The organism is Sulfitobacter noctilucae, from assembly GCF_000622365.1.
Classification (GTDB): domain Bacteria; phylum Pseudomonadota; class Alphaproteobacteria; order Rhodobacterales; family Rhodobacteraceae; genus Sulfitobacter; species Sulfitobacter noctilucae.
In genome coordinates this window covers 1,359,840-1,374,163 of the sequence record NZ_JASC01000014.1, presented here as the reverse complement: position 1 = coordinate 1,374,163, position 14,324 = coordinate 1,359,840, and the positions used below count along the sequence as shown (strand labels likewise).

Below are 14,324 nucleotides of genomic sequence, written 5' to 3'. Positions count from 1 at the left end.
CTGTTGCCGGCACAAGGGTCAAGAGGCGCTAGCTTTGCGGCAACAGGAGAGTTTCCGTGCGGCTGCCTTTGGAAAGGATGACGCGGTCGGTGCCGATGGCGGCAACGGTTCGTTTTTCGACGGTATCACCGGGGGTGACACGGTGAATGTCACCGCGCGTGTCACGGATCAGGGCGGCGGGTGCTGTTTCGCTCCCGAAGATCCCGATCAGGGCGCGTTTCGGTAGCGATATCGTTTCAGTGGCCAGATCGGCCACATTTTCGGGCGTTGGTTCTTGGATGTCGGTGCTGCTCATGGCGGGTGCTTTCGGGGTTTAGCAGGGCGTTGCGCGGTGGCTAGCAAGCTCTGATCTAGGCCGAAAGAGGGGTGCTTTTGCTCAGCGGCGTTTGGCCGACGGATCGGCGGAAAGATGATAGGTAAAGGTCATCTGCGCCAGATGCGCCACGGCCTGCTCCGGCAGGGGGGCTGTCAGATCAAAGGTGATGCAGCGCCGCCCGTCATTGCCTGCTACATCGGGATAGAGCGTCGACATGCGGCTGGCTAGGTCGGTTTTGCAATCGACAAAGAGCGATAGTGTATCGGGAGTGTCTGGTGCCCAGACCATGCGCAGGGTCGATCCAGTGCGGGGGCGCTCTGGCCGCCACGACAATTGTCCCCATTTGAGTGATTCGTCTTTTGTGCCGATGCCGTTCTGCGTTGCGATCTGCGCAAAGAGGGCTCGGCAAGTTTGCGCAGCCTTCTGCGCGGGCGCGGACCAGTCGGCGATGTGATTGGCGAAGAGCGTCGGATCATTTGTCATGCGCTACAGTAGCATAGAATACTGACCTTAGACGTTGAAAACGACTTTATTCCGCTGCGGGTTTCATTTCGAATCCCTGCTCGAGCTGGTCGGCGGGGGTGACGGGATATTCACCGGAAAAACAGGCATCGCAGTATTGCGGGCATTTGGCATTGCGGCCCTCCGTCTCGCCCACGGCGCGGTAAAGCCCTTCGAGGGAAATGAACTTGAGGCTGTCCACATTCAGATGATCGCGCATTTCTTCTTCGGTCATGGTCGCGGCCAGCAATTTTTCGCGCTGGGGTGTGTCGACGCCATAAAAGCAGGGCCAGGCGGTGGGCGGCGACGCGATGCGGAAATGGACTTCCTTCGCACCGGCATCGAGGATCATTTCCTTGATTTTGCGACTGGTCGTGCCACGCACCACGCTGTCATCGACCAAAATCACCCGCTTGCCTTTGATCAGCGCGCGGTTGACGTTCAGCTTGAGGCGCACACCCATGTTGCGGATCTGCTCTGTCGGTTCGATAAAGGTGCGGCCCATGTACTGGTTGCGGATGATGCCCATCGCATAGGGAATACCGGATTCGAGCGAGAAACCGATGGCAGCGGGCGTGCCGGAATCAGGTACGGGACAGACAAGATCAGCTTCGACTGGGCTTTCCTTGGCCAGCTCACGGCCAATCGCTTCGCGGGTTTCATAGACCGAACGTCCGCCAAGGATGCTGTCGGGCCGCGAGAAATAAACATGTTCGAAAATGCAGAAACGCGATTTCTGGCGGCGGAAGGGGAAGTGCGATTCGACGCCCTTATCGTTGATGACAACCATCTCTCCGGGTTCAATCTCGCGCACGAACTCGGCACCGATGATATCCAGCGCACAGGTTTCGGAACTGAGGGCCCAGCCATCGCCAACACGGCCCAACACCAGCGGCCGCACGCCCAAGGGATCGCGGACGCCGATCAGCTTGGTGCGGGTCATGGCGACAACGGAAAACGCACCTTCGACACGGCGCAGCGCGTCTTCCATCCGCTCGGGGATGTTGCGCTGTAGCGACCGGGCCATCAAATGGATGATACATTCGCTGTCTGACGAGGACTGAAAGATCGAGCCACGCTCGATCAGCTCGCGGCGCAAGGCATTGGCGTTGGTGATGTTGCCGTTGTGCGCAATTGCGGCACCACCCATGGCAAATTCACCGAAGAACGGCTGCACATCGCGGATCGCGGTCTGGCCTTTCGATCCGGCGGTAGAGTAACGCACATGGCCAATGGCCAGTTCGCCGGGCAGGTGCTTCATCACTGTCTCTGACGTGAAGTTGTCGCGCACATAGCCAAACTTGCGGGCAGACTGAAATCCGACCTCGGTGTCATGGCTGACGATGCCGCCGGCCTCTTGGCCGCGATGTTGCAAGGCGTGCAGCCCGAGGGCCACGAAGTTCGACGCATCAGAGACGCCGATGACGCCGAATATGCCGCATTCCTCTTTCAGTTTATCCTCGTCCCCATCATCGCGCAGATAGGACGTGTCAAAAGGATGAGCAGGCGGCATGATCTTGGATGTGAGGTCGGACAAGGGGAGCAGCTCCGAATCCATTGCGGGTCGCACCAGTACTTAGGGCGAATGGCAGCGGGTGTCACCCCGCAGCGCTTCATGGAGCGAGGAATTCCGCAAAGGTGCGGGAACTTCGTGCGCGTGCACTGCTTTTACTGGGTCACTGTTCATGTCATGAACGACCCGGTGTCAGAGCATTGCTATCAGACGCGGTTTTCCGTTCCGCGCAGGGGAACAACGGGGATCTTCGGCGTGAAAGCCTCAGCCTGGTGCAAAGAAGCGTTGCTGTCGACATAGGAGCCGGGCAAAGAAAAGCGGATCATTGCGCCGCTACCATCGGGTAGATTGAGTGCGGCCAACGTACCGCCGCGGGCGGAGATCAGACGTTTGATCCCAAATAGACCATAGCCCGACTCGGCGCGTATCTCTGATCTGTTCATGACCTTAAGCGCGTCTTTCTCGAACCCTTGGCCGTTGTCGGTGATCGTCACATCCAGCATCCCGGCCATGCCGATCTTGACATCGACCTGAATATGCAGATGGGGGATGCCGCCATGTTTCATGGCGTTTTCCAGTAGATTCCGCAACACGATCTGAAGTGCGGTGCGGTCGGTTTCCACTGTTGCAGGCGTGCTGACGACGACATGCTGATGATGCGGGTCAAGGGTGCTGACGATGTCGTGGCACATGGCGGGAAAGCTGAAAACAGTCTTCGATGCTTGTACCGCCACCGTTTCAACATGGCTCAGCACCTCTGTGATCAGGCTCATCGTCTTGAGGGCGATGCTTTCCAGAGTATCCATCAATTCGAGTTTGCCGTCCCCATGATCGACAAACTCATCCCGGAGCATATCTGCGATCAAGGCGATATTGCGCATGGGGCCGCGCAAATCATGGGCGGCGAGGGCCACGAACTGCTCCATCTCGGAGGACATCGTATCAAGCTGCACCTTGGCTTCGAGTGCGTGTTTTTCGATCGTCATGTCGGTTGAAGTGCCAATAAGGCGCAGGACCTTGCCTGCCTCATCCGTTTCGGGGCGCAGCGTGGTTCGGATTGTGCGTGCAATCCCGAAGACAGGCAGATCAAGCTGATATGTCATCGTCGCAGCACGGTCGCGTGCCGCGCAGTGGTGTGCATAGGCGGTCCGGCCAAAGACACCCGGATAAATCTCGAGTGCGGTCCGCCCGACGTAATCCGTCAGCGGTCGACCGGACACAGAGCGCGCGAATTCATTGAAGGCCACATAAACAGGCGCGCCTTGATCGTCGATTTCCAACACAAACACCGGTGCCGAGATCAGATCAAACGCCGCATAAATATCGGTTTGGCTCACACTAAGTCCCTTTTCTGGGCCCAGTGCTATAATCCAAAGATTAATGTGCCTTTAATCAGGACACCAATCAGGTGAATTCTACCGCTTTACTCGCCGCAGGCTCCGACAAGCGTTTCATAGCGGGTGGTAATCCAACCCAGCGCCGCTTCGGGGTTTTGTTCTTCGATCTGTCCGGTGAAACGCGAAAATACAACCGCAGACCGGCTTTCATCCACAATGGTGAATTGCTGTCCGGTCATCACGGTCTTGTACACAAAAAATGCGATAGCTACCAACAACACGCCGCGTGCGACGCCAAAGATGAAGCCCAACCCCTGGTCAAGCCCGCCCAGTACAGAGCGCTGAACCAAAGACGAGAACAACGGGGTAAACAGGGAGACCACGATCAGAGCGATGGCAAAGACGATTGCAAAAGCGCCGATCATGGAGAGTTCGCAGCTATCCGCGAGGAATTCGCCGACAACGGGCAATTCGCGGACCAGCGGCTCGACTTGCGGGGCGAAAAGAAAGGCCAGTACCGCAGCGGCGATCCAGCCGACAATCGCCATGGCTTCTCGCACAAGGCCCCGTCCATAGGCCAGTAGCGCGGAGAGGATGATGACAAGCGCTACAACGCCGTCGATAATCGTGAATCCATCCATCTGCGTCTGCCTTCATGCCTCAATAGCGCATTACCCTGCGCCGAAAATTTCACCAACAAAACCGGTCAGATCGCTCATGGTGTTGAGCGTGATGCCGGTGGCCGCTGCGGCTTTGCCTCCCGCAGGAGCGATAGCGCTGGTAAAACCAAGTTTTTGCGCCTCTTTCAACCTATTTTCGGTCTGAGACGCCGGACGTAGTGCGCCCGAAAGGCTGATTTCCCCGAAAACAACGGTCTCGGCGGGCAGGGCTGTGTCTTCTCGGGCACTCAGCAAGGCGGCGGCGACAGCCAGATCTGCGGCAGGCTCCGAGATTTTCATGCCACCGGCGACGTTCAGATAGACGTCAAGCCCCGCAAAGGGGATGCCGCATCGCGCTTCGAGCACCGCCAGGATCATCGCAAGGCGTCCGCCGTCCCAACCCACGACCGTGCGGCGGGCCTGCGAATGGGGCGAGGGGGCCACGAGGGCTTGCAGCTCGACAAGGACGGGGCGCGTGCCTTCAATGCCCGCAAAGACAACCGAGCCTGCGGCGGGTTGGCCACGCTCGGACAGGAACAGGGCAGAGGGGTTGGTGACTTCGGCCAATCCACGGCCTGTCATCTCGAATACACCGATTTCATCTGCGGGGCCAAAGCGGTTCTTGACGCTGCGCAGGATGCGGAATTGGTGACCGCGCTCGCCCTCGAAATAAAGCACGGTATCGACCATATGTTCGACCACGCGCGGGCCTGCGATGGCCCCTTCCTTGGTGACATGACCCACGAGGATCACGGAGGTGCCGGTGCGTTTGGCGAAAGCGGTGAGCTCGTGGCTGGCAGCGCGGACCTGGCTAACGGAACCGGGGGCAGATTCGACATTATCGGCCCACATGGTCTGGATCGAGTCGATGATCGCCAGTTGTGGACGCTCCTTGTCCAAGGTGGTCAGAATATCGCGCAGATTGGTTTCGGCGGCGAGTTTGACCGGCGCATCCGAGAGGCCGAGACGTTGGGCGCGCATGCGGACCTGTGCGGAGGCTTCTTCGCCGCTTACATAGATGGTGGAGAGCCCCGCCTTGGCAAAATGGGCGGCAGCCTGAAGCAATAGGGTGGATTTGCCGATGCCCGGATCGCCGCCAACGAGGATCGCGGAGGCGGGGACCAGACCACCGCCGAGGACGCGGTCCAGCTCTGCAATGCCGGACTGGCTGCGCGGGGGGGGCGCTTCTTGCGTGGACAGATCGGACAGCTGCATGGCACTGCCCCGTCTTGCACCCAATGACTTGCTGGGCGGCCCCGCGGAAATGCCTTTGTCCTCCTGAATGGTGTTCCATTCGCCACAGCCATCGCAGCGCCCGGACCACTTGTTGAAGCTGGCCCCGCAGGCGGTGCAGGAAAAGGTTTTGACGGGTTTTGCCATGAGCCTGCTTGTGGCCGAGTGCAGAGAGGGCGTCAAAGAGAAAATGCCATGGGCGGACGTCGTTTTCTCGCAAAGAAAACGGCCCGGAAACTTTGAAAGTTTTCGGTGGCGCTACTCGGCAGCCTTGGGTTGCAGATCGACAATCGTGTTATCCACGGCGGTTTGTTCTTGCTCGATGCGGCGTTCCAGCCCCAGTTCGGGCAGAATCTCCTGCATTTCGGCGCGCAGGCGCTCAAGTTGCGCGACCGCGACGCTTTCTTCCAGTTCGACTTCGCGCACCCAATGGCGCAGATCGTTCGAGATGCTTTTTGCCTGATCCAATCGCGCGTCGAACAGGGCAATCTCCTGCTGTCGTTCCTTCAGGAAATTACGAGCACGGCTGATTTTTTTGTCGGAATAGACTTCAGCCAATTCGCGGCTGATGTGGCTCATCTGAGCGGCAACTTCCAGTAGGGAGGGCTCCAGCGTGCTGAGGTCAGGATGGTCGCGCAGATAGGCCAGACGCTCGCGCACCGCATCAAATTCGGAAGAAAGCCGGAAAGTCCGTTCGCGGTCAGCAGCATGAACGGCGGCATAGGCGCGGGCCACATCATCCATCCCAATGGAGAACCTGCGGTGCGAGGTTTCAAGCTGCATAATGCGACGATTGGAGGGAAGAAAAAAGCACAACCCGACCGCAAGAAGCGTCAAGCCGATCTGAACATAAATGCCTGCGTTCTCAACAGGCTGCCCGCCATAACTGATATTGATTTCGATCCAGCCCCATTGCCCGACGGCTGCCATGACAGCTGCCACGCACAAGGCCAGTGCGCCTAGGATGAAGGCGGCAAATGCAAGACGTTGCATCAAATACTGGATAAGCTGCGCAACTGCGCGAACGGTCGACAAAGGACATCCCCCCGGAGTCTCATACTCAGCAAGTTTATGCCGATTGCCGCGATTCTCTATTGTAAAATTTAAATTGCGAGGTTTATTCGAACATCTTGTTTGAAATACAACACTTCTGACGGGCATTGTTGCGGCTAGGTTAACAATCCCTGATTGTGCGCCGGGATTGTCCGGTCTGCCAGTTGATCCAAAGCGATGCCAATATGCAGGCTGTGAACAGATAGAGACCCCAGGCGACTTCGATGCGGCCGATGCCGATGCCCTTGGCCAATGTTACGTAAAGCGCAATCAGGAAAATGTCCGCCATGGCCAGTTTGCCCAGCAGATGCAGGGCAGGCAAAGCAGCAGGTTTGAGCAGGCCGAAATGCAAAAGCGCGAACCCGATTGTTTTGAGGTAGGGGGCAAAGAGTGCAAAGACGGTAACCACAAGTGCAAGAAAGATGTCTGTAGACCAAAGCGATTGCAGACCGGTCAGCACTGAAATCTCGTTAAGGGAAAACAGCGGCAACAGACCGGCACGCAGCATGGGCGCCCACCAAGACAGAGGATAGAGCAATAACAGCGCCAGATTCAGGAGCGCTGGCAACAGCGGCCTTGGCATCATGTCAGATAGACCCGATCATAGCGCGCGCCGAGCGATGTGAGGATTTCGTATCCGATCGTGCCCGCAAAGCCTGCGACGGTATCGACAGACTGGTGCTGTCCGATCAGTTGGAGATGTTCAGGCACCTGCGAAATAGTGCTGACGTCCACCGTGATCAGGTCCATCGAGACACGTCCGATCACCGGCAGTTTTCGCCCTTCATGGGTCAGCGTAGCTCCTCCACCCATGGCTCGGATTAACCCATCTGCGTAGCCTGCAGATACGGTTGCCACACGGGTGGCGGATTTGGCGACAAAGGCATTGCCATAGCCCACGCTTTCACCCGGTGCCACATCGCGCACCTGAACCACAGGTACGTCCAGCGCGATCACAGGTGTAGCGTCTACAAATGGCAGTCCGCCGTATAGTCCGACGCCAGGACGCGTGAGATCCATATGATAGTCAGGTCCCAATAGAATACCCCCCGTTGCGGCCAAAGACCTTGGGATATCAAGCCCTTCCGTCATCTCGTTAAAGCTGTTGAGTTGAAGTTGGTTCATCAGGTGATCGGGTTCATCTGCGCAGGCCAGATGTGAGATGATCAGCTCTGGCCGTTGGGCGATGGCGATATCGCGCACGGCTGCCCATTCGGCAGGCTCCATCCCCAGACGATTCATACCGGTATCAAGTTGCAGACCAAAGGGATGGCCCGGCAGGCTTTCGACATGCATCAGCAATTGATCGACAGAATTGATCATCGGAGTCAGGTTGGCGGACCGGATCATATCCGCATCACCCGCCATATGCCCTGAGAAAACACAGATCGCCGGCCCTGCACCAAGGGCGCGGCGCAGCGCGATACCTTCCTCCGCTACGGCGACAAAGAATAGCCTTGCACCTGCCTTGGCCAAGGCCTGGCCGACTTTGGCAACGCCCAGACCATAGGCGTCGGCCTTGACCACGGCCGCTGTCTCGCATTCGGTCATCCGGTCCAGTGCCGCCCAATTGGCAGTAATGGCGTTCAGGTCGATGGTCAGGGTGGCGGTGCTCATCGGGGTGTCCCTTGAAATGTAGGCGGTTTGGCCACGAGGCTTTGTGAGGCGAGAACGGTCTGCGCTCTTTGGAGGTCTATCCAAACCAAAGCAGGGGAACAAGCAGACGGCGCTGTCCCGTCTTCAGGCCAAAGATGAAGGTTTCGTAACGTCAGTAAATGCTTTCTTGCTCTCGGGTAGACAGTGCCTAGTCTGTGCGCATCAGAGGAGGAGAAACCCATGAAGACTGCCCTTACATCCCTGCCATTGGCTTTGACCATCGGCTTTGCCGGAGGTGCTGCGATGGCCGAGAACCGCATCGACACCCAATTGCCGAATGCACCCGAACTGGCCGCTTACGGGGATTTGCCCGTGGGCGTGCGCCAGTTGGAGTTGGTCAACCCCGGCCAGATCGACATCCTGGCAATTGATCCGTCTGCGCCCAAACCAGAAACGCTGCCGACATACGACCGACCGTTGACGGTCGAGATGTGGTATCCGGCCGAAGCCAGTGCCGAAGGCGACACCACATTCAAGGCATATTTGCGCGATGGCACCACCGAGGTCACGATTGCGGGGCAGGCGGTACGTGATGCTGCTCATGCGGTGCCTGATGCGGCTTATCCGCTTGTGCTCATCAGCCACGGTTATCCCGGAAACCGGTTCTTGCTGTCGCATCTGGCGGAGAACCTGGCTTCCAAAGGCTATGTGGTGGCCTCGATTGACCACACGGACAGCACCTACCGCACGCAGGCGGCTTTTGGCTCCACGCTGGTGAACCGCTCGCTGGACCAGCTTTTTGTGCTGGAAGAACTGGCGAACATGAGCGCGGCAGGTGGCACGTTCGAAGGGCTTTTTGATGCAGATAACACGGGCGTCATGGGCTATTCGATGGGCGGCTACGGCGCAATCATCACCGCCGGCGGCGGGGTGACACAGGCTTCGGTCGATTATGCCTGGGGCGGGCCGCATGGGACGCTGGGCATCCACCTTGCAGGCAGCGAAACCCACAATGATCTGCCTGACGCCCGGATTAAAACCGCTGTGGCGATCGGTCCTTGGGGGATGAACACCGGCTTCTGGGACGCAGAAGGTCTTTCGGGCATCGGCATTCCGATGTTGTTCATTGCAGGCTCGCAGGACGATACATCGCTCTACGAACGCGGGGTGCGGGCGATCTGGGAAAATGCCTCAGATCTGCCGCACGCTTTGCTGACCTTCGAGAACGCCGGCCACAATGCCGCGGCCCCGATGCCAGCTCCTGTTGAAAGCTATTATTTCAATGAGGAGAAGGGCTTTAACATCTCGGATCACTATACCGATGCGGTCTGGGACACTTCTAGGATGAACAACATCGCGCAGCATTTCGTGACAGCTTGGATGGATGTGCACCTCAAAGGCGATGAAGCGAAAGGCGAATTTCTTGATCTGGTTGAGACATCCAATGACGGTGTCTGGTCGATGAATGAGGATGGCACGCCCAAGGATGACCACAGCTATTGGAGCGGCTTTGCGGAAGGCACTGCGAAGGGTCTACGTTATGAGGTTAAGTCGGGGGAGTAATTCCCGGCGCAATGGCGGGTTCATCTTCTGGTAAGATGAACCACGCCGGCTATTCGCTTGTAACGGGAATGTTTTTCAATTTCCAAGGTCCGCTCTTTCGGGGGCGGGCCTTTTCTTTCGACTGTGGATAAGACAGGTGCGGGATCAGAATTCCTGATCGTTGTCGCCGCCCTGCTGCCATGGCTTCACCAGGTTGCCGAAGCGGGTGAAGCGCCCTTCAAAGCTGAGATCGACAGTACCGATGGGGCCGTGGCGTTGTTTGCCGATAACGACTTCCGCCTTACCGTGCAGGCGCTCCATCTCTTCCTGCCAACGGGCCATGGCTTCAAGATCGTGATCGCCGGGCTTTTCGCGCTCTTTGTAGTATTCTTCGCGGAACACGAACATCACCACATCGGCGTCTTGTTCAATGGAGCCGGATTCGCGCAGATCGCTAAGCTGCGGACGCTTGTCCTCGCGGTTTTCGACCTGACGCGACAGCTGGGACAGGGCGATGACGGGGATGTCGAGTTCCTTGGCGATGGCCTTGAGACCCATGGTGATTTCCGAGATTTCGTTCACCCGGTTTTCATTTTTGCCGGTCCCGCGCACCAGTTGCAGGTAGTCAATGATCAACACATCCAACCCGTGGGTCCGCTTGAGCCGTCGGGCGCGGGCGGCCAGCTGGCTGATCGGCAGGGCGGGCGTGTCGTCGATGTAGAGGGGGCAAGCTTCAAGCGCCTTGGCAGCATCGACGAAGCGGCGGAATTCGGTTTCGGTCATGTCACCGGAGCGAATTTGCTGGGAGGGGATCTCGGCCGCCTCGGAGAGGATCCGTGCCGCGAGTTGTTCGGCGCTCATCTCGAGACTGTAGAAGCCCACAACGCCGCCATCGACCGCGCCTTCGGTGCCATCAGGACGCATGCCGCGTTTGTAAGCCTTTGCCACGTTAAAGGCGATGTTCGTTGCCAAAGAGGTCTTGCCCATCGACGGACGACCCGCCAAGATCAAGAGGTCAGAGCGGTGCAAGCCACCTAACTTGGCGTCCATGTCGATGAGGCCGGTTGACACTCCGGAGAGGCCACCATCGCGCTGATAGGCGGCATTGGCGACATTCACCGCGTCGGTTACCGCCTTGAGAAAGCTTTGAAATCCGCTTTCAGCTTGGCCTTGCTCAGCCAGTTTGTAGAGTTCCTGCTCCGCCTCGACGATCTGCTCGCGCGGCTCGGACGCGACATCAACCTGCGCGGCCTTGGACGAGATATCGCGGCCCAGTTGGATAAGATCGCGGCGCACAGCGAGATCGTAGATCATCTGCGCGTAGTCCCGCACAGCAAAGGCAGAAATCGCGGCACCGGCCAGACGCACCAGATAGGCAGGACCGCCCAGTTCCTGAAGGCCTTCGTCGTCTTCCATAAACGCCTTGAGTGTCACCGGCGACGCGAGGTTGTTCTTGGCGATCCGCTGTGCTGCGATGTCGAAAATGCGGGCGTGCACAGGATCGTAGAAATGCTTGGGTCCGATGATAGAGGCGACGCGGTCGTAGATATCGTTGTTGGTCAGGATGGCGCCCAGAAGCTGTTGTTCAGCCTCAATAGAATGGGGCATCGTTTCCGGTGCCTGCACAGCAATATCGTTCGCGTTCAGTGACGTGATCTCGTTCATTTTCTCACCCGATTTACCCTGGTGGTGTCATAGAGGGCGCAAGGGTGCGGCGCAAATTGTATGTTTTGTGGATAAGCGAAGGAACGCGCCCCGTCCCACTGCATTTTGCAATAAGCGCAAAGCTGTCGTCAACATCTGGTGTTTGACCGCGTTTACCGAGATTTAATTTTTATGGGCTTCCTGCCATTCCGTAGGGGCATTGAGAAAGGATTCGACCTCTTTCAACGTGGCCTCATTGAAGGCTTGCTGCGCCTTTGCTTCGGCCAAAACATCCCACCAGGTACACAGCGAATGAAGTGCAATGCCGTGATCTCCCAATGTCTTTTCGGTCTGCGGAAAAATGCCGTAGTAAAAGATCACCGCCGTATGAGCGCAGGTGGCACCGGTCTCGCGAATGGCGTCGACAAAGCTGAGTTTCGATCCGCCATCCGTCGTGAGGTCTTCGACCAGCAACACGCGCTGGCCCTCGCTCATGTCACCTTCGATACGCGCATTCCTGCCGTAGCCTTTGGGCTTTTTGCGCACATAGGTCATCGGCAGCGCCATGCGTTCAGCGACCAGCGCGGCAAAGGGAATGCCTGCGGTTTCGCCGCCTGCGATGTTATCGAAAGCCTCAAAACCTGCGTTGCGCATCACGGTAACTGTCAGAAAATCCATCAGAGTGGCGCGGATGCGAGGGTAGGAGATGAGCTTGCGACAATCAATGTAGGTGGGGCTGGGCAGGCCCGAGGCGAGCGTAAAGGGCTCGTCCGCGTTGAAGTGTACCGCTTTGATTTCCAACAACATACGCGCCGTGAGGCGGGCCATTTCGGAGGCATCGGGGTAGCTGCTTGGTATCATGGGGGCGGTCCTTGTGGCGGGCGGTGTGTCGGATATTTGTGAAAAGGGTGAAGATCAGGAAACGCGCCAATTCAGCGGCGTGGCGGGATCGAAGACGGTGACCGGGCCTTCGGGTGTGTCGATATGGTCCGGATAGTCGGGGGCCTCGCGGGTGAGGGTGAGGGTGCTCTCGTTCACCGGCAGGCCGTAGTAGTTGGGGCCATTCAGCGAGGTGAAGGCTTCGAGGTGGTCGAGGGCATTTTCCTGCTCGAAAACTTCCGCGAGGATCGACATTGTGTTGGGCGCGGTAAAACAGCCGGCGCAGCCGCAGGGCAGGAGTTTGTTGGCGTCCGTGTGCGGCGCGGAATCCGTGCCAAGGAAGAACCGTGCATCGCCCGAAGTCGCAGCGGCCCTTAAAGCGAGGCGGTGTTTTTCGCGTTTTGCGACGGGCAGGCAGTAGTAGTGCGGTTTGATGCCGCCCGCGAGGATGTGGTTGCGGTTGATTACCAGATGGTGCGTGGTGATCGTTGCGGCGAGGTTTTGATCGGCGGATTTGACGTAGTCGACCGCATCACCGGTGGTGATATGTTCCATGATCACGCGCAAGGCAGGATGGCTTTTGCGGATCGGGTCGAGCACGCGGTCGATAAAGACAGCTTCGCGATCAAAGATATCCACCGATGGGTCAGTGACTTCGCCATGCGTGCAGAGTGGAAGACCGATTTCAGCCATCTTTTCAAGGACGGGGGCGACCTTGTCGAAATTTGCCACACCGCTGGCGGAGTTTGTCGTTGCCCCAGCAGGGTAGAGTTTGACGGCGGTGATCAGGCCCGAAGCATGTGCAGCAGCCATGTCTGCGGGATCGGTATCTTCGGTAAGATACAGTGTCATCAATGGTGTGAAGTCAGACCCCTCGGGCAGGGCCGCCATGATCCGGTCGCGATAGGCCTGTGCCTGTGCGCCTGTGACCACCGGCGGCACCAAATTGGGCATGATGATGGCGCGGGCGAAATCGCGGGCAGTGTGGGGCAGGACGGCGCGCAGCATGTCGCCGTCGCGCAGGTGCAGATGCCAGTCGTCAGGACGGCGGATCGTAAGGCTTTGTGTCATGGCAGCGGCGGTAGCATAGCGGGCCGCTGGGGGCTAGTCCTCTTCGGTCTCGCGGGTCTGTCTGATCTCGCGCAGGCGAACGGCAAAGCGGGGGGCACGCATGCGTGAAGAGACCGAACTGCAAAGCCCCTCGATCAGAGTTTCGCGACCTTCGGCTTCGAATATATCCAACAGGTTGCGCAGATAGGGGCGGTAATTGCGGCGCGCCCGGTAAAGCCTCGCAAATTCTTCCATGGTCAGGCGGTCTTCGGCAGCGGCTTTTAGAATGTCGCCCCAGATGCCCATTTCCAGCATGTCCGTTTGAAGTGCATCCCCCATCGCCCGCATTCGCAGTTTGGTGACATTGGCGCGGGTGAACAGCGCGGCGTGCATGGCATCAAGCTGTTCGCGTGGGTCGTAAAAGACATGCGCGTGCTCAGCGGCGTCCAGCATTTCGGGCGCGTATCCGAACCGCGTGGTAAAATCGCGGATGCGCATATCGGTGAAACGGTCGTCCCATTCAGTAACGCGGGGATCCAGGGTTGCTTGCGGTTGGATGGCAACGACCCGCGCACCGGGGGCGGCCACGGAGTATGCAGCGGCGGCATAGCCACAGGGGCCTGCGCCATAAAAGACGACGTTCTCGAATTCGTCAAAGAAGCCATCGTCGATCAGCCGGTCAAAATAGCCATAGACGGCCTGATCGCGGAACCATGTGTCCCCGTTGCTGGCAATACACAAGTGCGACCATCCGTGATCCTTCAGCATGTCCCAGCCCAGAGGCTGGCCCAGATCGGAGAGCGCTTGAATGCCCTGAAATGTCTCGAAGGTGACTAAAAGGGTGGTACCTTCTTCGATGAATATTGCATTGTGGCGGCGACCAAGTGCTTCGACATAGCCGTCTTCATCCGCGATCTTTTCGACAGCCTTCAGCCAAGCCTGCCGGGGCAGGTCTGCCAGAGATGTATCAAGCGTTGGCGCTTCGTCTGTCATTGCTGCGT

General features: G+C 58.2%; 14 protein-coding genes. 1 reads left to right on the top strand and 13 read right to left on the bottom strand.

The features are described 5' to 3' along the window. Nucleotides 1-28: 28 nt before the first annotated feature. From Z945_RS0116835 to alr, 9 genes are all read right to left on the bottom strand, one after another. A complete protein-coding gene (locus Z945_RS0116835) occupies nucleotides 29-295 on the bottom strand; it encodes a hypothetical protein (protein WP_025053264.1) in 267 nt (88 codons plus the stop codon). A gap of 81 nt (nucleotides 296-376) precedes the next feature. Continuing rightward, nucleotides 377-799 (bottom strand): hypothetical protein, encoded by a 423-nt coding sequence (locus Z945_RS20155; RefSeq protein WP_025053263.1) that lies wholly within the window; start codon nucleotides 797-799, stop codon nucleotides 377-379. 46 nt (nucleotides 800-845) lie between these two features. Continuing rightward, nucleotides 846-2,330, bottom strand: a complete 1,485-nt coding sequence (gene purF, locus Z945_RS0116825; RefSeq protein ID WP_025053262.1) for an amidophosphoribosyltransferase — start codon at nucleotides 2,328-2,330, stop codon at nucleotides 846-848. A gap of 206 nt (nucleotides 2,331-2,536) precedes the next feature. Further along, nucleotides 2,537-3,667, bottom strand: coding sequence for a sensor histidine kinase (locus Z945_RS0116820; RefSeq protein WP_025053261.1), 1,131 nt, complete (start codon nucleotides 3,665-3,667; stop codon nucleotides 2,537-2,539). 86 nt (nucleotides 3,668-3,753) lie between these two features. Next, entirely contained in the window at nucleotides 3,754-4,308 is a 555-nt protein-coding gene (locus Z945_RS0116815; protein ID WP_025053260.1) for a CvpA family protein, read from the bottom strand. A 30-nt stretch (nucleotides 4,309-4,338) separates the two neighbouring features. Further along, nucleotides 4,339-5,706 (bottom strand): DNA repair protein RadA, encoded by a 1,368-nt coding sequence (radA, locus tag Z945_RS0116810; RefSeq protein ID WP_025053259.1) that lies wholly within the window; start codon nucleotides 5,704-5,706, stop codon nucleotides 4,339-4,341. Between the two features lie 111 nt (nucleotides 5,707-5,817). Continuing rightward, nucleotides 5,818-6,594, bottom strand: a complete 777-nt coding sequence (locus tag Z945_RS0116805) for a hypothetical protein (protein ID WP_025053258.1) — start codon at nucleotides 6,592-6,594, stop codon at nucleotides 5,818-5,820. A 139-nt stretch (nucleotides 6,595-6,733) separates the two neighbouring features. Continuing rightward, nucleotides 6,734-7,195 carry a paraquat-inducible protein A gene (locus tag Z945_RS0116800; RefSeq protein ID WP_037971439.1) on the bottom strand — a complete coding sequence of 154 codons (462 nt, stop codon included), beginning with the start codon at nucleotides 7,193-7,195 and terminating at the stop codon, nucleotides 6,734-6,736. Continuing rightward, nucleotides 7,195-8,229 (bottom strand): alanine racemase, encoded by a 1,035-nt coding sequence (gene alr, locus Z945_RS0116795; protein ID WP_025053256.1) that lies wholly within the window; start codon nucleotides 8,227-8,229, stop codon nucleotides 7,195-7,197. Before alr ends, Z945_RS0116800 begins: the two co-directional genes overlap by 1 nt. Nucleotides 8,230-8,448: 219 nt before the next feature. Here alr and Z945_RS0116790 point away from each other — a divergent pair, with 219 nt between their 5' ends. Next, nucleotides 8,449-9,771, top strand: a complete 1,323-nt coding sequence (locus Z945_RS0116790) for an alpha/beta hydrolase family protein (protein WP_025053255.1) — start codon at nucleotides 8,449-8,451, stop codon at nucleotides 9,769-9,771. A gap of 144 nt (nucleotides 9,772-9,915) precedes the next feature. On the opposite strand, the gene Z945_RS0116785 is transcribed toward Z945_RS0116790, so the two are convergent. The 4 genes from Z945_RS0116785 to Z945_RS0116770 form a co-directional block, all read right to left on the bottom strand. After that, entirely contained in the window at nucleotides 9,916-11,415 is a 1,500-nt protein-coding gene (locus tag Z945_RS0116785) for a replicative DNA helicase (protein ID WP_025053254.1), read from the bottom strand. A gap of 162 nt (nucleotides 11,416-11,577) precedes the next feature. Then, nucleotides 11,578-12,255: an orotate phosphoribosyltransferase gene (locus Z945_RS0116780; protein ID WP_025053253.1), complete on the bottom strand. Its 678-nt coding sequence runs from the start codon at nucleotides 12,253-12,255 to the stop codon at nucleotides 11,578-11,580. A 54-nt stretch (nucleotides 12,256-12,309) separates the two neighbouring features. After that, entirely contained in the window at nucleotides 12,310-13,344 is a 1,035-nt protein-coding gene (gene pyrC / locus Z945_RS0116775) for a dihydroorotase (RefSeq protein WP_025053252.1), read from the bottom strand. A 33-nt stretch (nucleotides 13,345-13,377) separates the two neighbouring features. After that, a complete protein-coding gene (locus Z945_RS0116770) occupies nucleotides 13,378-14,316 on the bottom strand; it encodes a hypothetical protein (RefSeq protein WP_025053251.1) in 939 nt (312 codons plus the stop codon). Nucleotides 14,317-14,324: the final 8 nt, after the last annotated feature.

Bases quoted from the DNA above. Each gene is read 5' to 3' on its own strand.
- Z945_RS0116835 (WP_025053264.1), bottom strand. From the start codon at position 295: ATGAGCAGCACCGACATCCAAGAACCAACGCCCGAAAATGTGGCCGAT.
- Z945_RS20155 (WP_025053263.1), bottom strand. From the start codon at position 799: ATGACAAATGATCCGACGCTCTTCGCCAATCACATCGCCGACTGGTCC.
- purF (WP_025053262.1), bottom strand. From the start codon at position 2,330: ATGCCGCCTGCTCATCCTTTTGACACGTCCTATCTGCGCGATGATGGG.
- Z945_RS0116815 (WP_025053260.1), bottom strand. From the start codon at position 4,308: ATGGATGGATTCACGATTATCGACGGCGTTGTAGCGCTTGTCATCATC.
- radA (WP_025053259.1), bottom strand. From the start codon at position 5,706: ATGGCAAAACCCGTCAAAACCTTTTCCTGCACCGCCTGCGGGGCCAGC.
- Z945_RS0116800 (WP_037971439.1), bottom strand. From the start codon at position 7,195: ATGCCAAGGCCGCTGTTGCCAGCGCTCCTGAATCTGGCGCTGTTATTG.
- alr (WP_025053256.1), bottom strand. From the start codon at position 8,229: ATGAGCACCGCCACCCTGACCATCGACCTGAACGCCATTACTGCCAAT.
- Z945_RS0116790 (WP_025053255.1), top strand. From the start codon at position 8,449: ATGAAGACTGCCCTTACATCCCTGCCATTGGCTTTGACCATCGGCTTT.
- Z945_RS0116785 (WP_025053254.1), bottom strand. From the start codon at position 11,415: ATGAACGAGATCACGTCACTGAACGCGAACGATATTGCTGTGCAGGCA.
- Z945_RS0116780 (WP_025053253.1), bottom strand. From the start codon at position 12,255: ATGATACCAAGCAGCTACCCCGATGCCTCCGAAATGGCCCGCCTCACG.
- pyrC (WP_025053252.1), bottom strand. From the start codon at position 13,344: ATGACACAAAGCCTTACGATCCGCCGTCCTGACGACTGGCATCTGCAC.
- Z945_RS0116770 (WP_025053251.1), bottom strand. From the start codon at position 14,316: ATGACAGACGAAGCGCCAACGCTTGATACATCTCTGGCAGACCTGCCC.